Source organism: Pareuzebyella sediminis (genome assembly GCF_008367235.1).
Lineage (GTDB): Bacteria > Bacteroidota > Bacteroidia > Flavobacteriales > Flavobacteriaceae > Pareuzebyella > Pareuzebyella sediminis.
Genome location: NZ_VTZS01000002.1, coordinates 234,749 through 259,097 on the forward strand (window position 1 = coordinate 234,749; position 24,349 = coordinate 259,097).

Below are 24,349 nucleotides of genomic sequence, written 5' to 3' on the forward strand. Positions count from 1 at the left end.
AGTACACGAACATGTTGAAGGAATCAATCTCTATTACCTCGATGGCTTCTATCTCCTCTTTAGGAAGTTCTTCAGATGCTATCTGGGATAGCTATAAAAATAAGCGCCATTTCTTAGGCAAACGGCAGTTTGGTAAGGATGAAGAGTGGGCGGCTACTTTTCAAGAAGCTGTACAAAAGGAAATGCACCTCTTAAGAAACTCGGAGGATAAGTATCAAGATTTGGATCCGTCTGTGCTCTATGCGCTTAATGTTTCCAGAAAGGCCATAGAGTCATCAGCTTGGGAACCGAATAGTAATTTTGGGATCAATATCGGGTCGTCTCGCGGGGCCACCGCTCTTTTCGAAAAGTACCATGAAGCATTTTTAAAAAACAACAGGGCGGCGACTCTCACCTCACCTACCACTACATTGGGAAATATATCTTCTTGGGTCGCACATGATCTGAATTGCCGAGGACCCGAAATATCGCATTCGATTACCTGTTCAACGGCCTTGCATGCGTTGCTGAACGGTGTTGCCTGGATTCAAAGCGGAATGGTCGACAAGTTTTTGGTAGGAGGGAGTGAGGCTCCCTTAACCCCTTTCACGATCGCGCAAATGAGAGCCCTGAAGATTTATGCGGATAAACCGAACGAAAATATAGAAAGCGACGCTTCACAAAAATACCCCTGTTTAGCCCTTGACTTGACGAAAAAAAGGAACTCCATGGTGCTGGGGGAAGGGGCCGCCGTGGTCTGTTTGGAAAAGGGGTTACAAGAAAAAGCGTTGGCCTTGATTGAGGGAGTCGGCTACGCCACGGAACCGCTGCAACACAATATTTCGATTTCTGCGGATGCCCTGTGTTTTCAACGTTCGATGCGAATGGCCCTTGGCAGTACCGACCCTTCTGAAGTTGACGTTATCGTTATGCACGCTCCTGGGACCATAAAAGGGGACATGTCGGAATATCGGGCGATAGAAAAAGTGTTCGGGCCTCGAATTCCGGCTTTGACCACCAATAAATGGAAATTGGGGCATACTTTCGGGGCTTCCGGAATGTTAAGCCTAGAACTAGCTGTCTTGATGTTGCAGCACCAAGAATTTGTTCCGGTACCTTATGTTGCCCCAACGGGTGCACCGGAGAAACTTTCAAAAGTAATGGTCAATGCCGTTGGTTTTGGAGGGAATGCGGTGACTGTTTTATTGAGTACAATGCCATCGTATTCGTAGGCCGGAAACAGCAAACACATTGTCTATAAGCTACGATTCCGAAAGCACGTTACGCATCATCTCTTGAATATGTTCATTCCTTAGGAGTCCGTCGTAGGCCATATCAGAGATATGTAGGCCAGGCCCTTCATTGGCCTCAATAATGACCGGCCCGTTTGTCGAAATAGCGACATCCCAACCGATTAATCGATCAGGGATGTGCTGTACAGCTTTCTTGACCAAGTCGCAGGCTTCCTTGAAATAGGGTATCTCAAACCCTTCAAGTTTAAATTTGCTATCAGGATGCTCGAAAACTTCTTTTCCAGAGTAAAGGGCCAATCGGTACCCCTTTTCCTTAAGACGTCCGGAAGGCATATCGATGCCGATAAAAAAGCCTCCGGCACAGGCATTATCGATAATTCTTGACCCTGTGCCGAACCGCATGAAAGCCGAAACAATCTGAACTTCTTTGGTATCATCAATGTATGTCAGAAACCTAATGGAATTAACTGAACTGTTATGTATTTTTGCAATTTGTGGATGCTGAACAATACATTCCGTAATTATAAACCCACCTTTCATAAAATGCTCAAAATGGGCGTCTAGAGTGTCCGCAAAATCTGTTGCCCGCAGTTTGAAAATGCCATCACCTCCGTACAAAGAATAGGGTCTTACGAATAAGGCGTCCACTTTTCTATCGCTAAAGGTATTTTCAAAGAATTTTAAGAGGTCGGCCTTTGTACCTATTTCATGGCATTTTTCCTTGTAAAAAAAACGTGAACCGAGATTGTAGGCGACCATTTTAGGGGTTTCGAGCCCATGGCGTTCCAAGTGAAATGCGAACAACAATTTATTCGAGATTATTGAAACGTTTTCCGGCTTGTGCAAAACTTTACTGAGTCGTATTAGATTGCCGTACCTTGTTCCTAAGTAATATTTCCAGTTTTTGAATTCTTTCTTATAAAGATGCTTTAGATAGAATTTAGGAATTTCTCCCCGCAGATAGGCCAAGATGGCCACCTCCTTACACATCTGAAAAAAGTTTTTTTTATTGCTGTCCCTTAAAAAAGAAAGTAGACGGTTTTTCTTCTTTAAATTTTCCATCGTCTTTATTGATCTTGCTTCTTATTGTTTGTAGGGGCCAATAAGAGAGCGGAGGTCGACATCCTAACATTTTAAATAAATATAAGTGCATGATGCTTAATATGCTAAAAAGATGTACCGATTGTATCATTTCATGGATAAATGACAGGATCATTGTTGTTCGATGATTTTAAATTAGCTTTTTTGGGTGTGAATTATAATTGGTCTATTTTTGAAAGTGAAATAAATTAAGGGCATGAGCCATATCAAATACGACTGGACTAAATCTGAAATTCTTGATATTTACAACAAACCCTTGATGGATTTGCTTTATGAAGCGGCTTCCGTTCATAGGGAGAACCATGACCCGAACACCGTTCAGGTCTCTACCCTACTTTCAATAAAAACCGGAGGTTGTCCTGAGGATTGTGGCTATTGCCCGCAAGCAGCCCGTTATCATACGGATATAGAAGGAAATGATTTGATGACCATCTCGCATGTAAAAGCCCAAGCACTTCGTGCAAAAGCATCAGGGAGCTCTAGAGTTTGCATGGGGGCGGCGTGGCGCAATGTAAAAGACGGTCCCGAATTCGATCAGGTGCTCGAAATGGTGCGTACCATCAACAAGCTTGATATGGAAGTTTGTTGTACTTTGGGTATGCTAACTGAAAATCAGGCCAAACGTCTGGCAGAGGCTGGTCTTTATGCGTATAACCATAATTTGGATACCTCTGAGGATTATTACAAGGATGTTATCTCTACACGTGCCTTTGAAGATCGGCTGGAAACCATTGATAATGTGCGTAAAAGTAATGTCACCGTGTGTAGTGGAGGTATTATTGGCATGGGAGAACAATTGGAAGACCGAGCCGGAATGTTGGTGGCTTTGTCTTCGTTGAACCCGCAACCCGAATCGGTACCGATCAATGCCCTAGTGGCCGTTGAGGGTACGCCAATGGAAAAAATGGAACCTGTTTCCATTTGGGAAATGATTCGAATGGTGGCTACAACACGTATTGTCATGCCGGAAACCCAAGTGCGTCTTTCGGCGGGACGTACCGAAATGAGTAGGGAGGGGCAAGCTATGTGTTTCTTTGCTGGGGCAAATTCTATTTTTGCCGGAGATAAATTATTGACTACACCAAATCCCGATGTAAATGAAGATATGGAGATGTTCAAACTTCTAGGGCTTACCCCGCAAAAGCCATTTACCAAGGTAGCCCAGCCGAAAACCGTTGAAGCTTTTGAATCGGAATTACAGCCTTTGGGAGAAAAGCCACGGTGGAGCAGACCAGGTCATACCATCGCTCGAAATGAAGAGGCCAAGACACCGTCAAAACTTGTCGAATAACCTTACATTATCTTAATTTTAAGAAAATATTTGGGTTAGGATACTTAAATTTAAGCCCTAAAAATAAGTCGATCAACATTGAGATTAGAAGAAATTCCAAGGGTAGGTTCTATCACTAAGGAAGATTTCCTGCAGTTGTACTTTAAACCACAAAAACCAGTGGTTATGGAACGGGCCGTTGATAATTGGCCGGCAATTGGTAAATGGAACCTAGACTATATTAAAGAAGTTGCGGGTCACAAAGAAGTGCCCTTGTATGATGACCGCCCCGTTAACCATGAAGACGGTTTTAACGAACCCCATGCCCAAATGAAAATGGCGGATTACGTAGCGCTTCTGAAATCGGGACCGACAAAATATCGAATTTTTCTTTGGAATGTTTTAAAGGAAGTTCCAGAATTACAGAAAGATTACGATTTTCCTGATTTTGGGCTCAAATTAAAACGCAAATTGCCCATGCTTTTTTTCGGTGGGGAAGATTCGTATACCTTCATGCATTATGATATCGATTTGGCCAATATCTTTCACTTTCATTTTGAGGGAAAGAAAGAATGCATCTTGTTTCCGCCATCACAAACTAAAAATCTGTACAAAGTGCCCCACTCCTTGATTACTCACGAGAGTATTAATTTTTCGAATCCGGATTATGAGAAATGGCCGGCGCTAAAGAAGGCAGAGGGGTACCGGGCCGAATTGCGACACGGTGAAGTTTTGTATATGCCTGAGGGCTATTGGCACTACATGAAGTATATAACTCCAGGCTTCTCGATGAGTCTACGTTCATGGCCTAAAAATCCGCTAAATTTTGCCCGAGGTCTATATAACATTTTTATTATGCGCAGTTTTGACGTATTTATGCGAAAATGGCGTGGTCAGAAATGGATAGAACATAAGAATTCAAAAGCTATTGAACGTACAGATAGGATTTTAACTCTTTGATTTTACCGAACCATCCTTTAAAAAACAAAAACAGAGTTCATGAAAACAATACTATACATTTTTTTTCTTATTGCAGGAACGACCTTGGTAGGTGCCCAAGCCTATTCGGGTAAGGGAGACCAAAAATTTCAGGTAGGCGCCAATTTTCAAAATAACGCATCTGGTATCGTAGCTTCTTTCGATTATGGACTGGGCGAGAATATTTCCGTTGGTGCCACTTCCGCTTATCTCTTGGGAATAGCTAATGGTGTCGACAATGGTGCTCAGGAGCGCTTTGATGCGAAAGCTAGGTTTAGCGCCCATTTGGGGTCTGTTATCGGCGTAGATGATCGCTTTGATTTGTATCCCGGGCTTGATTTAGGCCTTAAGAATTTTGGGTTCCATACTGGAGCACGTTTTTTCTTTTCGGAAGGTTTTGGTATCTACACCGAATTAGGTTTCCCCATTGCCAGTTATAAGACAGGAGACCTCACGCCAGCAGAAAAATTACATAATCAGTTCTCGGTAAGTATGGGTGCCACTTTCAATTTTTTATAAGTACAAAGTGTACGCTGAGATTTAGTCTTTAAGGTGCCAATTCGTTAATTTTTTCATAGACCAAATGGCTCTCCCAACCCCGGTAAAAAAGATAATCGGCTAGTTTCTTTTTTTTGAGTTGAACACTGCTTTCGTGCAGTTGGCCCCATTTTTTTTCTGCAAGTTCATGAAATGTTTTTATGTAGAGGTCATCATCTATTTCCTTAAGTGCCCTTTGAATATTATAAGACGAGATTTGGCGTCTTTTCAATTCGTTGGCGGTACGATTTCTTCCCCATTTTTTAATGTTGAATTTTCCTCTGGCATAATTCTTTGCGAACCGCTCTTCGTTAAGATAGTTGTGCTCGATTAAATGAACGATAATTTGGTCGATAGCCGCTGGTATCATGTGCATACCCCTTAATTTTTGTATTACTTCTTGGTGACAACGCTCTTGATAGGCACAGTAGCTTTCGAGTTTTTTCGTTGCTTCTGATACAGTATAGGTTTTGCGGTTTGCCATGTTCGAAAAGTACGTCTATTCGCTTTTAAAATCTTTAGATTTTGTCAATTCTGAACGAGATAGGCCAATCTTCTTTTCACTTCGTCATTTTCTTTGACCTCTTCATCCAGTTTGTTCGTAGAAAGTGAAATGTTAGAGTAGCCGTGCCCATCTTTCATCAATACCATAGTGTTCAAAATTAAAAGCGCTTCTGCTCCGTCTTTTGTTTCATAAAGGGCGTTGGTCATCAGTGGAATGGGGTTTTCGGCACGTATCAAGCCTAGGAATTCAGCTGCCCTTACCCTGTTTATGGGTTTTTCACTTTCATTTTGTGAAATCGTTTTCACTAAAGATTTCACAGATCGGGCCCTAGCGCCGAACGTACTGCAGGCGATAAGCCCCCAATAACGTTCCCATGGGTCGGTAGCGCGAAGACTTTTGATAAGGCCTTTTTCTGCTGTTCCAAAATCGAGTAGTTCCAAGTCTGCCGTTTCAATATACTTTCGAATCTTATCTTTGTTCTCTTGCCCGAAAGAAACAGGGTTGTCGAAAGCATGGCCGATAAGATAATGTTCCGGAAAAAAGGACAAATCGGGCATGTTCGCCGTCCACGACCTTAATCCATTTCGCATTTCTACTAGTATGTCCGAATATTCGGGATTTTGTGAAAGATCTTGGGTTTCATAGGGGTCGGACTCTATATCATAAAGTAGTTCTGGCTTCCTGGACTGAAAAAAACGGGCTTGTACGTCGTTGAGCTTTCCCGCTCGATATAAGTCCGCCCACTCCCGATAGGCCAGTTGAAGATAGCGGTAATTGTTCATGAGACCATCAAAATTAAAGGGTTGATAGCTTCTTATATATTTAAATCGGCCCTTTCGAAAGGATCGTACCATATCGTACTTCTCGTCGAAGCGATCTGCATAACCATAGGTCTCGTCGCGTTGGGCGAGTTCTTCGGCTTTTACTTTAGGTCCAAGAAAGGGTTTTCCATCCATGCTTTCAGGAATAGGTACTCCAGCGAGATGAAGTACGGTAGGGGCAAAATCGATAAAACTTACAAAACCGTCCACTCTTGAACCCATTGTTGCATCGACCAGTCGTTTATACATTTCAGGGATATATACTACTAAGGGAACATGTAGTCCGGTCTCATATAGATAGCCCTTGCTTCCGGGCAGAACACCTCCATGATCCCCAAAGTAAAATATAAAGGTATTGGCAAGTAACCCGTCTTCTTTGAGCTGATGCATGACCTCACCGACTTGGCCGTCCATAGTTACTATATTATCGCGATACCGTGCATTGGTGTATTTGAAAACGTTACTGTCTGGATGATTGGGTTGGACACTAAACCTTGCGGGGTCGTTTTTTGTAGGGTTGGCCATTTCGTCTTTCCCAAAATGGAGGCTGCTCTCGTGGGTCGTACCGATATTGATTACATGAAAGAAAGGCTGTTCTCCTTTTCGGTTGCGGTAAGATGCATTTTTGGACGACTCGTCCCAAACGCCGTGAGGCTTAAAAAAGTTATAATCCTCTTTGCTATTGTTCGTGGTATAATAGCCGGCCTCCCGTAGATATGCCGGAAACATTTGAACGTTTTCGGGCATAGGAACTTTCTTTAGCTTACGATGATATTGTGATCCTGCCCTTGGGGAGTAGATTCCGGAAATTAAAGTAGAACGGGCGACACTGCAGACAGGGGCATTCGAAAAACATTTTGTAAATAACAGTCCATGATTGGCCATAGATCTGATATTGGGCGTTTCAACACCATTCTTGTCAAATAACTTCATATAGTGTTTTGAATTGTCTTCAGAGGTGATCCAAACGATATTGGGGGGCCTTAGTTCATCTTTTCCTGAAGCATATGATATGTACATATTCAGGATGAAAGCGAGACCGTACAGCGTGCGTAATATTCTTAATTTCATCTGTGCGTTTAATAGGGTGGTACCAAATATATCGATTTGTAGTAAGGCTTGAAACTGCATTCAAATAAAGTAAGTCGGTGTACCTTCAAATTTTAAAAGTCAAGATAGGGTCAAAAAGAGAAGTTTTGGGAAATAAAAAAAGCGACCTCCGTAGCCGAAGATCGCTTTATAAACTTTTTAATAAATGGTTTTACCGTCTTTATCCTTAAAACGATATTCGAGATACGTATAGGCATCCCGTGGTTGAATTTTAATCCATTTTTTATATTCCAAGAACCACTTGGTACGAATGGATGGAAAGCCTTTGGTAATGTAGGCCGCGATAAAAGGATGTATATTTAAAGTCACATTACTGTCCTTCTTGGGGCCGTTCAATAATTTTTCTAGGTCAGCGTTTATCTTATCGACCAAAACTATAGGAGCCTCAATTTCCTTTCCATTTCCATTGGGGTTTTCCTCGGTAGTTTTGATATTCATTTCGGGCCGAACCCGCTGCCTTGTAATCTGTACAAGTCCAAATTTACTTGGAGGCAAAATCTTATGCTTTGCCCGATCATCTTTCATTTCGTTTCGTAGATGATCATAAAGTTTTCTCCTGTTCGGAGCCTTGACCATATCGATAAAATCGACTACGATAATTCCTCCCATGTCGCGTAACCGTAATTGTCTTGCGATTTCGGAGGCGGCCAGGAGATTAACTTCCAAAGCAGTTTCCTCTTGATTTTTGGATTTATTCGAACGATTACCACTATTCACGTCGATTACATGAAGCGCTTCGGTATGTTCTATAATTAAATACGCACCTTTGCTCATGCTTGCGGTACGCCCGAAGGACGTTTTTATCTGTCGCTCAATCCCGTATTTTTCAAAAATTGGGATAGAAGAATCGTACAGCTTAACAATATGCTCCTTGCCGGGTGCAATCTCTTGCACATAATCTTGAATTTGCTCGTAAAGCGTTTCGTCATCGACATGTATTCCTGTAAAGGTGTCGTTGAATACGTCTCGAAGTATGGAAGAGGCTCTATTGAGTTCGACCAATACCTTTGAGGGTGTCTGCGCTTTGCACAGTTTTTTACACATAGTTGACCACTTGGCCAACAAGTTTTCTAGATCTTTGTCAAGTTCCGCTACTTTTTTGCCTTCCGCTACTGTTCGGATAATTACCCCAAAGCCCTTGGGTTTGATGCTTTTCACCAATCTTTTAAGCCTATCTTTTTCTTCGTTGCTTCCGATTTTTTGCGATACGGAAACACGATCGGAAAAAGGCACCATGACCAAATAACGCCCAGCAATGGAAAGTTCGGAGCTTATTCTAGGGCCTTTTGTCGAGATAGGTTCTTTAACAATTTGAACCAATAATGATTGGTTGGCCTTGATAACATCTGTTATCACGCCATTTTTGTCAATATCTTTTTCGAAATGAAATTTTGCAAGGCTATAATCTTTTAGCTTGCCGGTACTCACTTGCTTTATGAATTTTAGCATAGAAGCCAACTGTGGGCCTAAATCGTGGTAATGCAGAAAGGCATCTTTCTCATAACCTACGTTGACAAAGGCGGCATTGAGACCCGTTACCGGTTTGCGCACCTTGGCCAAGAAAATGTCGCCAACGGAAAAATTGTTGTTGTCTTCTTCTTTATGCAGTTCGGTGAGCTTTCCATCCTTTAGCAGGGCAAAATCAACGGCATCGGAACTAGATCTTACGATTAATTCTCTATTCACCTGATTGTATTTGTATTCATCCCATATTGTACGGGATAAATCGATTAAACAATGATTGAAACGGATCTAAAAAAGAATCCGCCGAAATTCTTATTTTGAATTTCTATGTCAAAGAACATGTGAATGAAAAAATTTGTACGGCCAGTATAGAAAGGGCTGAAAATTTTCAGCCCTTTCAACTCACCTTAAAGTTATTTTTTCTTATGTCGGTTGGCTCTTCTACGCTTCTTGCGCTTATGGGTAGCCACCTTATGTCTTTTTCTTTTCTTACCACTCGGCATAAAGTTCCTGTTTATATGATTAGTATTTTACTTTACTTGTACATTGCTCTTCACGCCTTCTACAAACACCTTCGCAGGCTTGAATGCCGGAATGTTATGTGCCGGTATCTTGATCGTGGTATTCTTACTGATGTTACGTCCGGTTTTTTCGGCCCTCGTCTTAATAATAAAACTGCCAAAACCTCTGAGGTATACATTGTCACCACCTTCCAAAGAAGATTTTACCTCTTCCATAAAACTCTCAACAGTAGCCTGGACATCTCCTTTTTCAATTCCCAGCTTGTCTGAGATTTTCGATACAATTTCTGCTTTCGTCATCTTTCGTGTTAAATTTTCAGAATAATTTTTTCGGGTTGCAAATATATAAATTAAATTGATTCTTTTAGGCTAACAAACTAATTTTAAGTGATTCATCATTACTTTTTATTTGAACTTGACTACGGAGGGCCAAGTTGGCAAAATAAACCGTTATTTTGCGATTTAGTACGTAAATAATGACTTTTTCTCAAAGAATTTTGCTCTGGTACGGGCAAAACAAACGTTGCCTACCTTGGCGAGATACGAATGACCCTTATAAAATTTGGCTTTCGGAAATCATTCTCCAGCAGACAAGGGTGGCTCAGGGTATGCCGTACTATTTGGCATTCGTTAAAAACTTTCCTACGGTTCATGATTTAGCGAACGCACCCGAAGAAAAGGTGTTAAAACTATGGCAAGGGTTAGGATATTATTCAAGGGCCAGAAATCTGCATACTACGGCTAAAATAGTGGTAGGCTCTTATGACGGACAGTTTCCCAATACGTATAATGAACTCTTAAAATTGAAAGGAGTGGGTGATTATACGGCCAGTGCCATCGCTTCTATTTGTTTTGAAGAGCCTGAGCCCGTTGTAGACGGTAATGTGTACAGGGTGCTTTCTAGGTATTACGGAATCGATTTACCTATAAATAGCACAAAGGGCGTTAAGTATTTTAAAGCCTTGGCCCGTAGTGTGATGGATGGGAATGAAATACGTGACTATAATCAGGCTATTATGGAGTTCGGTGCCATACAGTGCATTCCTAAAAACCCCGATTGTTCTATCTGCCCTTTGAACGATAGCTGTATTGCTCTTCAAACAAAGTGTGTCGAAAAACTGCCCGTAAAGAAGAATAAAACGAAGGTAAGAAGGCGCTACTTCAATTATGTGGTGCCTCTAACCCCTAGTAACGGAACACTCATTAAACAACGAAAAGGGAATGGTATTTGGCGTAATCTTTGGGAATTTCCCCTTATAGAATCCGAAAAAATTATTGAGGAAGAGGAACTGACGCAGAACTCCGAACTTTTTTCCGAACTTTTAAACGCTAAAATTGAAAAGTACAATGACCAACCCATAGTGCATAAACTATCGCATCAACATTTATATACCACATTTTGGATTGCCAGAACGGATAGGGATATAGAGGGGGCCATTTCCTTTGATGAACTCGAAAGATTCGCTGTACCTGTTTTAATAGCGGAGTTCTTGGAAACGTTTAAAAATTCGTACTTTTGAGCTTTAAAATAATTCGTACACTATGAGTGGAACATTGAACAAGGTTATGTTGATCGGGCATCTGGGCGACGAAGTAAAAATGCATTATTTCGAAGGTGGCGGATGTATCGGAAGGTTCCCTATCGCCACCAATGAAACCTATACCAATAAGCAGACGGGTGAGCGGGTCACAAATACCGATTGGCATAATATAGTAGTACGCAACAAGGCGGCCGAAATATGTGAGAAATATCTTAGTAAAGGAGATAAAGTCTATGTAGAGGGAAGGTTAAAAAATAGACAATGGCAAGGAGAAGACGGTAATACGCGCTATACCACCGAGGTGCATGTACAAGATTTTACTTTCTTGACGACTAAGAATGAGAGTATGGCAAATACTCAGAACTATCAGCAACCTCAACAAAATGAGGGGTCTAAAAATTCGGGAATGGCCAGAAAAAACGACACTGTTTCCTTAGACCAATCGGAAGAAGAAGACGATTTACCTTTTTGAAAAGGAATGTTGATATTTGAATGCTATTTTGGAGAGCTTGGGCTTTGAATTATCCCGAGGTATAGGTTTCTCCAAAAAAATACGTTTCTAATCAACAAATCCCCAAATTTGCCTAGATCTGTCAAAATTTTACAATCTTTAGGTCAATATTAAATAGCTGACTGTTGGACCCTGACCCCCTTAGTTTACTGCCCCATTTAATTGCTTCTGGCGGCGCCTTGGTATTCAATGCCGCCATACTTGTCGTGCTTTTGTTCTGTTCGGCCCTAGTCTCGGGTGCCGAGGTAGCTTTTTTCGGACTATCCGCTACAGATGTCAATGATATTGCAGAGCAGAAATCAACACGGGGAGGCATTATTGTGAGACTTTTAGAACGCCCCAAAAAGCTTTTAGCTACTATATTAATTGCCAATAACGCGATTAATATCGGTATAGTGCTGTTATTTAATCTCATAGGCGATACCCTTTTTGCAGATATACAGGCAGATTGGTTGCGCTTTATTCTAGAAGTCGTAGTCGCAACCTTCTTGATCTTGATGTTTGGGGAAATTTTGCCAAAAGTATATGCCAACCGAAACCAAGTACCCTTCGCTTATTTCATGGCATATCCATTGAAGGCCCTTGATTTTATTTTCTCTCCCTTGAGCATGCCCATGCGTTCCGGTACACTTTTTTTATATAATAAATTGGGTAAGCAAAAATCCAATTTGAGTGTTGACCATCTCTCCCATGCGCTAGAGCTCACCAATGAAGGCGATACCACGAAAGAAGAACAGAAGATTCTTCAAGGTATTGTTTCGTTCGGAAACACCGATACGAAGCAGGTAATGCGACCGCGTATCGATATTTTTGCATTGAGCGAAAACATGAAATTTCCCGAAGTCTTGAATGAAATAAAAAAGAACGGATATTCTCGTATTCCGGTTTTTGCAGAGAATATGGACAATGTTTTGGGAGTGCTCTACGTTAAGGATCTGCTGCCCTATATTGATAGAAAGGCCTTTAATTGGATGACCTTGATTCGCGAACCCTATTTTGTGCCCGAAAACAAAAAACTGGATGATCTTCTTTTGGATTTTCAGGAGAAAAAAAATCACTTGGCCGTTGTGGTCGATGAGTATGGTGGTACATCAGGTATTGTTACCCTTGAAGACATCATTGAAGAAATTGTCGGCGATATTAGCGATGAATTTGATGATGAAGACTTGATTTTCTCGAAACTCGATGATTTCAACTATGTGTTCGATGGTAAAACCACCCTGAAGGATTTTTATCGCGTTGTCAAAATGGAAGAGGAGCAAGAATTCGAGGATAAGAAAGGAGAGTCGGAAACTATTGCCGGCTTTGTACTCGAAATCGCAGGTAGTTTTCCGAAACGTGGAGAAAATGTAACTTTTAACAACTATACCTTCGTAGTCGAGAGCTTGGACAAAAAAAGGCTGAAACAAATTAAAGTAACATTGCCCCAAGATGTATAGAGTTCTAATCTACCCGTTGTTTCTTATCTGTTTTTTGATACAGAGTTGTAATGAAGAGGTCTTGCCAAAACCAAGTGCCGAATTGCGTCTTGAATATGCCAAGCCTGAATGGGGCGAACTCCAAACGTCCAAATTTCGGTTTCAATATAACAAGATGGGGGCAGTAAGGAATCAAAATGGTACATCGATAACTTTGGAATATCCCAAGATGAAAGGGGAAATTTTTATCAACTACAAAACTGTCGACCATAATATCGATAAACTACTTTCTGATGCCCAAAAGTTCAGTTACGAACACACTGCAAAGGCTGAAGCCATTTCAGAACAGCCCTTTATCAACAATGAACATGAAGTGTACGGCATGTTATATGAGGTCAGTGGCGATGCTGCTTCCCAGGCACAATTCTATTTAACGGATAGCACAGAGCATTTCGTGACGGGCTCTCTGTATTTTCTCGCTAGGCCGAATTACGATTCAATCTATCCGGCAGCGGCCTATTTGAGGGAAGATATCCGCCGTATCATGGAAACTTTGCGCTGGAAAGATTAGAATGATTTCACCAGGTTTTACTCGGTGATTTTTTAAAAGAGCCCAAAAATGGGAGTTTCGTGGCCTATTAGTCTTCTAGTTTTCTTGCTCTAAGAGCTTCTTTGCTTTTTCTATACTCGAATTCACTTGTTGGCGTAACGTCAATACCTTTTCCTCTTCTTCATCTAACCACAGCTTTTTTTGATCTGTAAGTTCTTTTCCGTTCAAAACTTCATCAGGTGTAAATCGGTTGCCGAAGTTTTGCATCCAATCCATCATTGATTTATGGGCGGCCTGTAATTCTATTCTCGCTTCCTTGTATTGCATTCCAAGTGCGGTACTGTCTTCTTTGCTACTAAGCTCACCCACCAGATTGCCCAATTCTGTCATTTTGGGCATTACTTCGTCGTGAATGGCCAAAACTTCCTTCATTTTAGGAGAGTCCTTTTCTTCTTTACAAGAGGTGGTGGTGATGGCCAATATACCAAGGACAAATAGTAAAATCTTGTTTTTCATTTCAGTAATTTTTGCAAATATAGGCCATTCCGCTCTTTCCGGGCAGAATGAACTTTTTTGGTTTACATGGAATATTGAAGACCTAAGGTGAGGGCTTGCTTCCGTTTTAACTGTACGCCTTTGAGGCTCTGGTGTAAGGGGAAGCCATACTCTAGGCCGAACCTCAAGTTTTTAAAAACCCCTGATGGGGCATAGATGTTAAAACCAAAACCTGAATTTAATAGCGTTCCACCTGAGTTTTCGGTATTGGCCGTTATAACCATCATAGGGTTCAAGTCGGGGTCTTCGCCGCTTATTCTACCAAGCCAAACTTGTTCGATTCTCGCGGAAATGCTGAACCAATCCGTAAGTTTCATTGCTGCCCAATTGGCAATACGAAACTGGTTTCCATAGGCATATTCCCTACTGTTTTTTCCAACTCGAATCGTACTTGAAAGCTGAGCACCATAGGAGAAAAGCTGTCCTTGAAGCAGATAGGTTAGTGCTTGGTCTATATCAAATGTCCCGCTTCCTAGCTGCATAGGATAAGGTAATACTGTTTCATAAGGAGCAGAGGCCTGGGTGACATCTTTTTCGTCGATACTTCCGATGGGTATTGAAAAACCGAAGCGACCGTGTATTACTTGATTGTTTTTGTTGAAAAATTTGTACAATCCTGAAATTTTGAGGTCTCCCAAGCCAGAACTTTTGGTGGTAAAGTTTCCTCCCATACGGGTCAAATGATCCATTTTCAAAGAGACCGCATTCAGCATAGCCATGAGGGTCAAACGATTACTTGGTGCGTACATCGCCCCAAGCATATGCATTTCCATGGGCATTTTGATGGGGGTTACCATATAATCGGCCAATACCTCGTCGGCCGAAGTATCGGAACTTCCTTCTTTTAGGTCGTCCATGTCCATTCTCATGTACCGATAGCTGAACATCCATTCTCCTTTGCCATGCATGTGATCGCCCATTACTGAAATCGGTGCGTGCCCGTCGGGTCTTCCTGCCGACCATGTAGTACTATTGTTGGATGTTTTTTGCGCGTATATTGATAATGTTGCCATAATAGTTAGGGCAGCTAGTCTTAGATTCATTTTAATTAAAATTTAGAAAGTAAAAGATAGGTGGGCTTCTACCATTCCCAAAAGGAAGATAGTAACTGTAAAACAAGAACTAAGACTGAATTATAGGCGGTCGGTAACTTCTATTGCTAAAAAGAAAATGGAACTGTTGCTATAGTTTTGAGGGACTATTTTTTCCGTAATGCGTTCTGCCGGGAACGGGAAGGATACAAAAGTCACAAAACCAATTGGATATTCTTCCATGGCAATACGTGGCAAGTTTTGCTTTCTTTCTTCATTTTGCTCGATGATCTTTTGCATAAGATAGCACTTGCCATTACAGTTTAGTTCAGTGTTTTCTTTGTTTATGCAGAGGAATTCCGCGATATAATCCTTTTCAATAATGTACTCGAACAAAGGCAACACTGGCCGAGCCATTGCAAGCATGTAGAGCAATACAAAAAACAACGCCGATATCGATTTCACCTGCATATGCATTTTGCAAACTTACAATATGTTTGACCTATGGAGAGGAATGGAATTGAAAAAGGAAGCACCTATTATAAATTTTTCAAACCGATTAATAACCAATGTCGGATGGAACAAAGGCAACTTCCGATTTTAAACGATAAAATTAATGGTCTCATGACTGGTGGGCCAGTTTGAACTACAACCTCGGGCTGAAATTTGTCTCTTTTTAAAAAACTAAGATGTCCTTCATCTTGTGTGAGACGTAAAGGGCTGTTTTTTAAGCTATTCGAAATCGGCCTCGGTAACACCTTCATTGACCTTGATTTCCTGAACGACGAAATCAAAACTTTGGGGACCTACAGTTTGGGTGATTAGAAAAGGGAATAATATTCCTGAAACCTCTTGATAATCAGCGTAATTTAATATGCTTGTCATTAACTGTCCGCCCATTTCCGTTGTCGTTGTTTCCTGAACTTTTAGTCCGGTTTCCACATCATAGAATGCATTTTTGTCTTCCGATAATTTTATTTTATAGGCTTTTTTGCCATTTATGGTTTCAATGCCTTCAATGGCCGTGTCAGCTTTTAACATGGAAACCTCGGGAAAAAGTATCGACTCTTCCCTCATTTTTTTCAATTCTTCAGGTCCCATGTCTTGGCGTTGACCTTGTAGAATCATATATCCAGTGTCATGATTAATGACCTGTTTGCTCATAGAATTGCCTGCGACTTTAATTTCTTGCATGAACTGGTCCTTACCCGCTTTTTTCATTTCTAATTGCAGTTGCATACCTTGCATTTGCGCTTCGGCACTTAGCGCAAATGCCGATACACTTTTCAAGTTTTCCAATCCTCCAATGGCATTAATATAATGTTGTAATACCTCTTCGGAGGTAATGTCTTCCGAAATGCCTGCCTCATAATTAGGCTTTGAGGTCGGTTCGGCATGGGTATCGTAATACTTTATGGGCACCTTTTCTCCTACGAAAGTAACTTGCCCTAAGTTTTCAAGCACTTCGTTTCCCTTGCCCGTAACTACGATACGGGCTTTAGCAGGTGTAATATATTTACGGGCAGCACTTTGTACTTCTTCGATGGTAATTGCATTTAAGCGCTCTAAATAGGTTTTGTAGAAATCTTCGGGAAGGTTCTCCGTCTGAATATCCAATGCATATCTGGCAATGGTCGCTGGATCTTCGAGTGCCATGACAAAACTACCCGTATATTTTGCCTTGGTATTTTCCAGCTCACGTGCTGTAATTGGTTCTTCCCGTATCTTTTTCATTTCTTTTAGAATTTCGACTACAGCGCTGTCCGTTACGGCATTTCGTACACTGGCAGAGGCCCTAAATCTTGCCGGGGCGTATTTATCATTGCCTACGCGTGAATACGAACCATAAGTGTAGGCCTTGTCTTCCCTCAAATTAAGGAATAATCTGCCTTCGCCCCCACCTCCAAGAATTTCATTGGCAATTATGGCCGAAAGATAATCGGAGTCGTTCTTTTTGAGGTCTACAAGATTTTCAACGGTGATTTCAGACTGTACGGCATTGGGCATATCGACGAAATTAATTTGGGTGTACTGTACCTCCGAAGGTCTGCTAAACGTAAAAGAGGGAGGGGCCGCTTTTGTCCAAGGTGTGAAGAATTTCTCAACAAGTTTTTCCACTTCGTCATAATTCACATCTCCAATAATGACCAAGTAGGCATTTGCTGGAACGAAGTAGTTTTCATAAAACTTGGCGACGTCGGTCAATTGAATGTTATTTACGGTTTCTTGAGTAGTAAATTCCCCATAGGGGTGGTTCTTGGTATAGGCCAAGGCTAAACTCACTCTTTGTGCGATGGCGGAAACGTCTTTTTCTTGGGCCTTAAGACCGGTTAATAATTTTTGTTTTTCCTTTTCGAACTCTTCCTGAACGAAATTTGGGTGTATGGCGGCCTCGGCCAACAGCTCCAGAATACGGGAAAAATATTTGGAAAGACCGCTGGCAAAGGCACTTTGCGACCCAAAATTGATGCGGGCACCTAGAAAATCGACCTCTTCGTTAAATTCATCTTTTGGAATGTTCTTCGACCCTTGCCCCAATAAACTTGCGGTTAGCATTGAAACGCCTGCTTTATCCCCCTCTAAAATGGGAGGATTATCAATAAGCAGTTGAATGGAAACCCTTGGTAGTTTGTGATTTTCAACAACAAGAACCTGAAGACCGTTCTTCATTTCAAAAGTCTTGGGGTCTTGTAAGTTGATTTCAGGAGCGGGCCCCGGTGCGGGCATCTTGCTACGGTCTACCTGTGCATAAGTGTGTACCGTTAGCACTGTTAATAAAAAGGTGAAATAAATTTTTTTCATCGGATAGTTTTTGTCTTAGTAGCTTCTAAAAGTATTTCTTTGCCATTGTTGATCGGTCTCCATTTTCTAATTCGGGTCGACTTCTTCGGGTAGATATTCTATAACTACACGTTGGTTTGGCTTTAGGTAGGTATTCGCCACCTCTTTGATTTCCTCTCGGGTAATGGCATTGTAAATCTCGATTTCTTTGTTGATCAGTCCAGTATCGCCATAGAGGAGATAATAACGTGCAAGCGAATTGGCAATGCCTTCAATGCTTGAGTTTGCATTGACGAAACGGTTTTCGAACTTGTTTCGTAATTTTTGATGGTCTTTTTCAGAGATTAGGCTATCTCGAATCTTGGCTATTTCCTCTTCCATCTCGACGACTAGAGTATCTAATGGAGTATTTCCCACCGGTAAAGCATACACCAAATACATGCCATAGTCTTCCTGGTCGATATTGAATGCCCCTACTTGAACGGCTTGCTTGAGATCGTCGACCATTTTTTTGTATAGTTTTGAACTATTGCCATCACTGAGATAGGTTGAAATCATATCAAGAACATAGGCGTCCCTTTCTTTAAAACCCGGCGTGCGATAGGCGAGGATCGATGCCGGTATTTGAATGTTGGAATCATAGGCTTTGACATGCTTTTCTTGAGTTATTGGGTTTTCTTTCGGAAAGTTTCTGACCACGGTAGGCCCTTTGGGTATGGGACCAAAATAATCTTGTATCAATTTTTTGGTCCCATCTATTTCGATATCACCGGCCACCACCAAAACGGCATTGTTAGGGCCATAATATTTTTTATTATAGGCAATAACATCATCTAAGGTTGCGGCATCAAGATCTTCCATATATCCAATATTGGGATCTTTGTAAGGATGCCTTTCGAAAAGATGTTGACCCACGACCGGTATCAATTGGCCATAGGGCCTATTGTCGTAGCTCAATCTCTTTTCCTCTTTAACCACTTCTTGCTGTGTATCGACTCCTTTCTGGTCTATTACTGGGTGTAGCATACGCTCCGATTCAAGCCAAAGACCGAGTTCAAGATTGTTCGAAGGAAATACCTCATAATAATAAGTGCGATCTTGGGTAGTATTGGCATTGTTCTGTCCTCCGTTCGACGATACGATTTCGAACCATTTGCCACGTTCGATATTTTTACTTCCCTCGAACAATAGATGCTCGAATAGATGTGCGAAACCGGTTCTTCCTTCCGTACGGTCTTTTCCTCCGACATGGTACATCACCGATGTGGTAACGACAGGAGCTGTTTTATCTTGATGCAGAATTACATGAAGGCCATTGCTAAGGTCGTACTCTTCAAAGCTTACCTCTTGGGCGACCAGTGTCAATGAGAGAAATGGTGATAGAACTATGAAAAGTAATTTGTTTCTCATTTTAAAAGGGTTTAGTAACTTATTTGTTGCAACTTTAAGTTTTATCGTTATACGAATATAATTTTTTAAGGGGGACCCTTGCAATATACTCCTCTGTTTAACAAGATTTTTAGTTCACGGTCTGTAAAATTTGCGTAAATTAAAGGAGTTAATATGAAACTTTAGGAAAATGAAATTGTATGCACTACCTATCAGATTTGGAATTGCCACTAGTGGCTGCCTTATTGCCTATTTCTTGATTCTTTCTTTATTTAATTTGCACACCAATGTGTTTTATAGCCTGTTCAACGGTGTTATAACGGGTTTTGGCATTTATGAGGCCATTAAATATTTTAAGTTGAGAAGTGGGGAGGGGTTTGATTATGGTAAAGGATTTACCGCCGGAGTCGTAACAGGTTTCGTAGCAACCCTTATTTTCACTCTATTTTTCGCACTTTACGCTACCGAGCTCGATACTGATTTTCTTGGAGAACTTTCTACGGTTTGGTTCAAGGATTATAAAAACTTTGAAGGTATTGTTTTTTTTACTGTGGCTATTATGGGCTTTGCTACTTCCTTGGTTTTGACACTGTCTTTCATGCAGCTGTTCAAATCAAGCAATAATCTAAAAAGAAAATCCGTTTAAAAACTCCCTTATTGACTTGTACATTAATGATTAAGGCGTATATTTGCATCCGCTTATTGAAAAGGTAAGCCATAAATTAACTAATTATACGCTATTATGTATGCAATTGTAGAGATGGCAGGGCAGCAATTTAAAGTTGCAAAAGACCAAAAAGTGTATGTTCATCGTTTGCAGACAGAAGAAGGGAAAAAGGTAACTTTTGACAACGTACTTCTTTTGGCAGACGGTTCTAACATCACCATTGGCGCCCCGGCTATAGACGGTGCGGCGGTAGAGGCCAAAGTCGTTAAGCATTTTAAAGGTGACAAAGTAATCGTCTTTAAGAAGAAAAGACGTAAAGGGTACCGAAAGAAAAACGGTCATCGGCAATCATTGACCGAAATTGTGGTTGAAAGTATTGTTGCCAAAGGTGCCAAAAAGTCTGAAAAGAAGGAGGAGCCTAAGAAAAAAGAGGTGAAAGCCACAAAGGTGGAAACCAAAGGTAAAGATGCGACAGTTGACGTATCAGTGGCATCGAAACCTAAGGCGGAAAAAGCTGCTGCTCCTGCAAAGAGTACTTCCAAAAAAAGTAGCTCTAAGAAGGGAGACGATTTGAAAAAGATAGAGGGCGTTGGTCCGAAAGCTGCTGAGGCCTTGGTTGCCGCAGGTATTGATTCGTTCGCAAAATTGGCCAAGGCCGATCCCGAAAAAATTAAGGAACTTCTGTCTGAGGCAAGTTCTCGATTGGCCCATTTAGAGCCAGGTACATGGCCTGAACAAGCTCAATTGGCGGCTGATGGTAAATGGGACGAGCTTGAAAAGTTGCAAGACGACCTTGACGGCGGAATAAAGAAATAAACAGTAAAACGAGTCTGCCCTCTTCGGGAACCCGAAGCTATAGGGCAGTAATAAATTCAAAATATCATGGCACACAAAAAAGGTGTAGGTAGTTCGAAAAACGGAAGAGAATCGGAATCGAAACGTTTAGGCGTTAAGATTTTTGGCGGTCAGGCTGCTGTTGCCGGTAATATTATTGTAAGACAACGTGGCACCAAACACAATCCGGGTGAAAATGTGTATGCCGGAAAAGACCATACATTGCATGCTCGAATTGACGGATTAGTTAAGTTCGAGAAAAAGGCAGGTGGAAAATCTTTTGTTTCGATTGAGCCTTTCGAAGCTTAAGCTTAAAAAGATATTCTACTTTTATCATATTAAAGCCCTCTAAATAAATTTAGGAGGGCTTTTGCTTTTCAATATATCTAGCTTTTAACCTATTTGGCTTGGTTATCGTTATTTCCTTTTGACCGAGGTTTCCTGAGATTAATCGACTTATTGGTCAAAATATATGGCTTCTTACAAATAATTATTATCTTCATATGCTGCTTTTTCAAGTATAAAATTCAAAAAATGGCGAAAATTGAAATAAAGGGTACACCTGAAAAATTGGAAAGGGTCTCCATATTTTTGAAAGCGAACAATATTCAGCATTCCATTGTAGACGATTTTGGAAACCATTCAAAAGAAGACTCTGACAAATATCGTGTACTTATGAGCAAGTACAATGCCTTGAGCACCAAAAAAGAATAGGCTATATACGGCATCGTGGCTGAACGGCTAGGCAAGGTTCCGCAAGAACCTTTATAATGGTTCGAATCCATTCGATGCCTCATTACATAAACAATTACTGGGCTTTACCGTAAAAAAATAGGGTTATACTTATGACCAAGCAACATAATAGCGGTCTCGATGCCGTTTTAGGTCTCTTGACGACTCCGAATATTGAATGGGAAACGATTTTATCCAATGTTATCGACTATTTTGACTGTACCACTGGAACGCTGCATTTTCTCGATCAAAAAACGTCAATCTTAAAACTTCAAGCCCAAAAGGGAATTCCTGATTTTCTACTTCCGAAAGTATCTGAGATACCGATTGGAAAGGGTATGGCGGGGATAGCCGCAGAACGGCAAAAGCCTGTAGAAATGTGTAACCTTCAAACGGATAGTTCAGGTGTTGCCCGACCTGCGGCCAAAGAGACGAAAGTCGAGGGGTCGCTCGCTGCACCCATGATGCTTGAAGGAAAGCTGTATGGCACTTTGGGTGTAGCAAAACCGGTTCCTTACGATTTTACTAAGCAAGAGTTGGAAGATATTATGAGCATTGGAGAGGCCATAAGCAAACATTTGGCTGCAGGCTAATACCAGTAGCATAAAAAAATAAAAATCCCCGACTTGTTCGGGGATTTTTATTTGGGAGCATACATGTTTTAAATTTCCTAATATCTATAGTAATCCGGTTTAAAGGGCCCTTTGACTTCCACACCGATGTATTCCGCCTGATTTTCAGTAAGCTCAGTGAGTTCCGCGCCCAAACGTGAGAGATGTAGTGCCGCTACTTTTTCATCCAAGTGTTTGGGTAGTGTATACACTTCGTTCTTATAGTTGTCCCCATTTTTCCAAAGTTCGATTTGTGCCAGCGTTTGGTTAGTAAAAGAGTTGCTCATCACAAAACTCGGGTGACCGGTGGCACAGCCTAAGTTGACCAAGCGTCCTTCTGCCAACACGATGATATCCTTGCCTTCAATTGTATATTTATCTACTTGAGGCTTAATCTCGTCTTTGCTGGCCCCATAGTTGCCATTTAACCAAGCCATATCGATTTCGTTGTCAAAATGCCCGATATTACATACTATGGCTTTATCTTTCATAGCCTTGAAATGCTCGGCCCTGATGATGTCTTTGTTACCAGTGGAGGTAATTACAATATCTGCCTTGGAGACCACGGTTTCCAGTTTTTTGACCTCGAAGCCATCCATGCATGCCTGTAGGGCACATATGGGGTCGATTTCTGTAACGGTAACTATAGCACCAGCGCCTTTGAAGGAGGCTGCGGTGCCCTTGCCTACATCTCCATACCCCGCCACTACTACACGTTTTCCGGCAAGCATAGTATCTGTTGCACGGCGGATAGCGTCTACTGCACTTTCACGACACCCATACTTGTTGTCGAATTTTGATTTGGTCACTGAATCGTTCACATTGATAGCGGGCATTGGCAAAGTACCTTTTTTCATCCGATCATACAATCGATGCACACCGGTAGTGGTCTCTTCTGAAAGTCCTTTTACGTTCTTTGCCAACTCAGGGTACTGATCCAATACCATATTGGTCAAGTCTCCACCGTCGTCAAGAATCATGTTCAAGGGTTTACGTGTCTCGCCAAAGAAAAGGGTCTGCTCGATACACCAATTGAACTCTTCCTCGCTCATGCCTTTCCAGGCATACACGGGAATTCCCGCAGCCGCTATCGCGGCGGCGGCATGATCTTGGGTAGAGAATATATTGCATGAACTCCATGTAACCTCCGCACCCAAGGCGACCAAGGTTTCGATAAGAACTGCCGTCTGTATTGTCATATGAAGGCATCCGGCAATACGGGCACCTTTTAAGGGTTGCATTTTTCCATATTCATCCCGAAGTGACATTAGACCGGGCATTTCGGCCTCGGCAAGTTCGATTTCCTTTCGCCCCCAAGCCGCCAAGGAAATATCTTTTACTTTGTAGGGTATATAAGCAACTGTTTTGATGTCCATTTCTTTTTTATTTTTTACTTTCGTTATATAAGTAGAATTCTTCATTGAGTGCCTGCAAAGTTACGAAAAACGAATGTATAGCATACCATGCCTCTCTATAAGATAGTAACGGTCAATTCATCTACGAAAGTTTATATTTGGAAAGTGGAAGAGACCGAAGGCGAACTTTATGAAGGTATTGCTTTAACTCCACATTGTCAAACCCGGATGTCAGCAATGAAATCGGAGATGCATCGACGGGCTTTCTTGAGCATTCGGCATTTAATGGCAAAAGCGGGGTATGTAGATAGTGACCTTTTTTATGATCAGGCGGGTAAACCCCACTTGAAGGATGGACATAGAATCTCCATAACCCATTCCCACAATTTTACAGGTATTATCGTAAGTGAGACTCATGAAGTGGGTATCGATGTCGAGATGCAGCGAGAGAAGATTTTGCGCATCGCATACAAGTTTACGCCTATCGAGGAATATCGTACCATTGCCAATACCGATGCCCTAATTCGAAAACTGACCATTGTTTGGGGTGCCAAAGAATCGTTATATAAGATCTATGCCGAAGCGGGGCTAAGCTTTTTACATCATATCAATGTGAAAGATTTTAGATTGGATGATACAAGTACAACGGCCGAAATTCTATACCAAGGAGATTCATCGTTCTATGACATAGCGTTTTTTGAGTTCGAAGGCTTTACCTGTGTGTATGCCTTACAACATTCAATGGCTATCAAAGGGAAGGCATAGGTGAGACTTCACTACTTCAAATTTATGCGTTTTTTTGTTGCGAGAAAGCTACTGACTTTGCAAAAAATAA

The 24,349-nt window shown here is 41.4% G+C and carries 25 protein-coding genes and 1 tRNA gene; 15 read left to right on the top strand and 11 right to left on the bottom strand.

The annotated features are described in order from the left end of the window. The first annotated feature begins 11 nt into the window (after positions 1-11). Entirely contained in the window at positions 12-1,211 is a 1,200-nt protein-coding gene (locus tag F2B13_RS07685) for a beta-ketoacyl synthase N-terminal-like domain-containing protein (RefSeq protein ID WP_198440097.1), read from the top strand. 30 nt (positions 1,212-1,241) lie between these two features. On the opposite strand, the gene F2B13_RS07690 is transcribed toward F2B13_RS07685, so the two are convergent. Further along, positions 1,242-2,294 (bottom strand): sugar-transfer associated ATP-grasp domain-containing protein, encoded by a 1,053-nt coding sequence (locus F2B13_RS07690; RefSeq protein ID WP_149303935.1) that lies wholly within the window; start codon positions 2,292-2,294, stop codon positions 1,242-1,244. Positions 2,295-2,529: 235 nt separating this feature from the next. Between F2B13_RS07690 and bioB the strand changes: the two genes are divergently transcribed. The 3 genes from bioB (at position 2,530) to F2B13_RS07705 (ending at position 5,100) form a co-directional block, all read left to right on the top strand. Next, positions 2,530-3,624 (top strand): biotin synthase BioB, encoded by a 1,095-nt coding sequence (gene bioB / locus F2B13_RS07695; protein WP_149303936.1) that lies wholly within the window; start codon positions 2,530-2,532, stop codon positions 3,622-3,624. A gap of 78 nt (positions 3,625-3,702) precedes the next feature. Further along, positions 3,703-4,563 carry a cupin-like domain-containing protein gene (locus F2B13_RS07700; protein WP_149303937.1) on the top strand — a complete coding sequence of 287 codons (861 nt, stop codon included), beginning with the start codon at positions 3,703-3,705 and terminating at the stop codon, positions 4,561-4,563. 39 nt (positions 4,564-4,602) lie between these two features. Further along, positions 4,603-5,100: a DUF6646 family protein gene (locus F2B13_RS07705; RefSeq protein ID WP_149303938.1), complete on the top strand. Its 498-nt coding sequence runs from the start codon at positions 4,603-4,605 to the stop codon at positions 5,098-5,100. A gap of 28 nt (positions 5,101-5,128) precedes the next feature. On the opposite strand, the gene F2B13_RS07710 is transcribed toward F2B13_RS07705, so the two are convergent. The 4 genes from F2B13_RS07710 to F2B13_RS07725 all read right to left on the bottom strand — a co-directional run bounded on the left by F2B13_RS07710 (position 5,129) and on the right by F2B13_RS07725 (position 9,839). Then, entirely contained in the window at positions 5,129-5,602 is a 474-nt protein-coding gene (locus F2B13_RS07710; RefSeq protein ID WP_149303939.1) for a regulatory protein RecX, read from the bottom strand. Positions 5,603-5,646: 44 nt separating this feature from the next. After that, complete coding sequence (locus tag F2B13_RS07715; protein ID WP_149303940.1) at positions 5,647-7,515, bottom strand: sulfatase family protein; 1,869 nt, start codon at positions 7,513-7,515, stop codon at positions 5,647-5,649. Positions 7,516-7,692: 177 nt separating this feature from the next. Beyond that, positions 7,693-9,240, bottom strand: coding sequence for an Rne/Rng family ribonuclease (locus tag F2B13_RS07720; protein ID WP_149303941.1), 1,548 nt, complete (start codon positions 9,238-9,240; stop codon positions 7,693-7,695). Positions 9,241-9,548: 308 nt separating this feature from the next. Beyond that, complete coding sequence (locus tag F2B13_RS07725; protein WP_013992739.1) at positions 9,549-9,839, bottom strand: HU family DNA-binding protein; 291 nt, start codon at positions 9,837-9,839, stop codon at positions 9,549-9,551. 176 nt (positions 9,840-10,015) lie between these two features. On the opposite strand from F2B13_RS07725, the gene mutY reads away from it, so the two are divergent. The 4 genes from mutY (at position 10,016) to gldD (ending at position 13,580) form a co-directional block, all read left to right on the top strand. Beyond that, positions 10,016-11,059 carry an A/G-specific adenine glycosylase gene (gene mutY, locus F2B13_RS07730; RefSeq protein ID WP_149303942.1) on the top strand — a complete coding sequence of 348 codons (1,044 nt, stop codon included), beginning with the start codon at positions 10,016-10,018 and terminating at the stop codon, positions 11,057-11,059. 22 nt (positions 11,060-11,081) lie between these two features. Then, positions 11,082-11,552 carry a single-stranded DNA-binding protein gene (locus F2B13_RS07735; protein ID WP_149274509.1) on the top strand — a complete coding sequence of 157 codons (471 nt, stop codon included), beginning with the start codon at positions 11,082-11,084 and terminating at the stop codon, positions 11,550-11,552. Positions 11,553-11,716: 164 nt separating this feature from the next. Then, positions 11,717-13,030 carry a gliding motility-associated protein GldE gene (locus F2B13_RS07740; protein WP_149274510.1) on the top strand — a complete coding sequence of 438 codons (1,314 nt, stop codon included), beginning with the start codon at positions 11,717-11,719 and terminating at the stop codon, positions 13,028-13,030. After that, the gene (gene gldD / locus F2B13_RS07745; protein ID WP_149274511.1) at positions 13,023-13,580 is read left to right on the top strand and encodes a gliding motility lipoprotein GldD; all 558 of its coding nucleotides are present in this window, start codon (positions 13,023-13,025) and stop codon (positions 13,578-13,580) included. Before F2B13_RS07740 ends, gldD begins: the two co-directional genes overlap by 8 nt. Before the next feature lie 75 nt (positions 13,581-13,655). Here the strand turns inward: gldD and F2B13_RS07750 are convergent, their stop codons facing one another. The 5 genes from F2B13_RS07750 to F2B13_RS07770 form a co-directional block, all read right to left on the bottom strand. Further along, positions 13,656-14,075: a hypothetical protein gene (locus tag F2B13_RS07750; protein WP_149274512.1), complete on the bottom strand. Its 420-nt coding sequence runs from the start codon at positions 14,073-14,075 to the stop codon at positions 13,656-13,658. A 62-nt stretch (positions 14,076-14,137) separates the two neighbouring features. Beyond that, the gene (locus F2B13_RS07755) at positions 14,138-15,157 is read right to left on the bottom strand and encodes a transporter (protein ID WP_149303943.1); all 1,020 of its coding nucleotides are present in this window, start codon (positions 15,155-15,157) and stop codon (positions 14,138-14,140) included. Between the two features lie 90 nt (positions 15,158-15,247). Further along, positions 15,248-15,610 (bottom strand): hypothetical protein, encoded by a 363-nt coding sequence (locus tag F2B13_RS07760; RefSeq protein ID WP_149274513.1) that lies wholly within the window; start codon positions 15,608-15,610, stop codon positions 15,248-15,250. 267 nt (positions 15,611-15,877) lie between these two features. Further along, positions 15,878-17,947, bottom strand: a complete 2,070-nt coding sequence (locus tag F2B13_RS07765) for a M16 family metallopeptidase (RefSeq protein WP_149274514.1) — start codon at positions 17,945-17,947, stop codon at positions 15,878-15,880. Positions 17,948-18,013: 66 nt separating this feature from the next. Further along, a complete protein-coding gene (locus F2B13_RS07770) occupies positions 18,014-19,336 on the bottom strand; it encodes a M16 family metallopeptidase (protein WP_149303944.1) in 1,323 nt (440 codons plus the stop codon). A 169-nt stretch (positions 19,337-19,505) separates the two neighbouring features. Between F2B13_RS07770 and F2B13_RS07775 the strand changes: the two genes are divergently transcribed. The 6 genes from F2B13_RS07775 (at position 19,506) to F2B13_RS07800 (ending at position 22,141) form a co-directional block, all read left to right on the top strand. Then, positions 19,506-19,961: a DUF4199 domain-containing protein gene (locus F2B13_RS07775; RefSeq protein WP_149274516.1), complete on the top strand. Its 456-nt coding sequence runs from the start codon at positions 19,506-19,508 to the stop codon at positions 19,959-19,961. Between the two features lie 96 nt (positions 19,962-20,057). Continuing rightward, the gene (gene rplU / locus F2B13_RS07780; protein ID WP_149274517.1) at positions 20,058-20,798 is read left to right on the top strand and encodes a 50S ribosomal protein L21; all 741 of its coding nucleotides are present in this window, start codon (positions 20,058-20,060) and stop codon (positions 20,796-20,798) included. A 66-nt stretch (positions 20,799-20,864) separates the two neighbouring features. Next, positions 20,865-21,125, top strand: coding sequence for a 50S ribosomal protein L27 (gene rpmA / locus F2B13_RS07785; RefSeq protein WP_149274518.1), 261 nt, complete (start codon positions 20,865-20,867; stop codon positions 21,123-21,125). Positions 21,126-21,350: 225 nt separating this feature from the next. Next, entirely contained in the window at positions 21,351-21,530 is a 180-nt protein-coding gene (locus tag F2B13_RS07790) for a hypothetical protein (RefSeq protein WP_149274519.1), read from the top strand. 9 nt (positions 21,531-21,539) lie between these two features. Further along, a tRNA-Cys gene (locus F2B13_RS07795) sits at positions 21,540-21,610 on the top strand. Between the two features lie 51 nt (positions 21,611-21,661). After that, a complete protein-coding gene (locus F2B13_RS07800) occupies positions 21,662-22,141 on the top strand; it encodes a GAF domain-containing protein (RefSeq protein ID WP_149274520.1) in 480 nt (159 codons plus the stop codon). A 77-nt stretch (positions 22,142-22,218) separates the two neighbouring features. Here F2B13_RS07800 and ahcY read toward each other — a convergent pair whose 3' ends face one another. Continuing rightward, on the bottom strand, positions 22,219-23,535 hold the full coding sequence (gene ahcY, locus F2B13_RS07805) for an adenosylhomocysteinase (RefSeq protein WP_149274521.1): 1,317 nt from the start codon (positions 23,533-23,535) through the stop codon (positions 22,219-22,221). An 87-nt stretch (positions 23,536-23,622) separates the two neighbouring features. Between ahcY and F2B13_RS07810 the strand changes: the two genes are divergently transcribed. After that, positions 23,623-24,279 carry a 4'-phosphopantetheinyl transferase family protein gene (locus F2B13_RS07810; protein WP_149274522.1) on the top strand — a complete coding sequence of 219 codons (657 nt, stop codon included), beginning with the start codon at positions 23,623-23,625 and terminating at the stop codon, positions 24,277-24,279. The last annotated feature ends 70 nt before the right edge of the window (positions 24,280-24,349 follow it).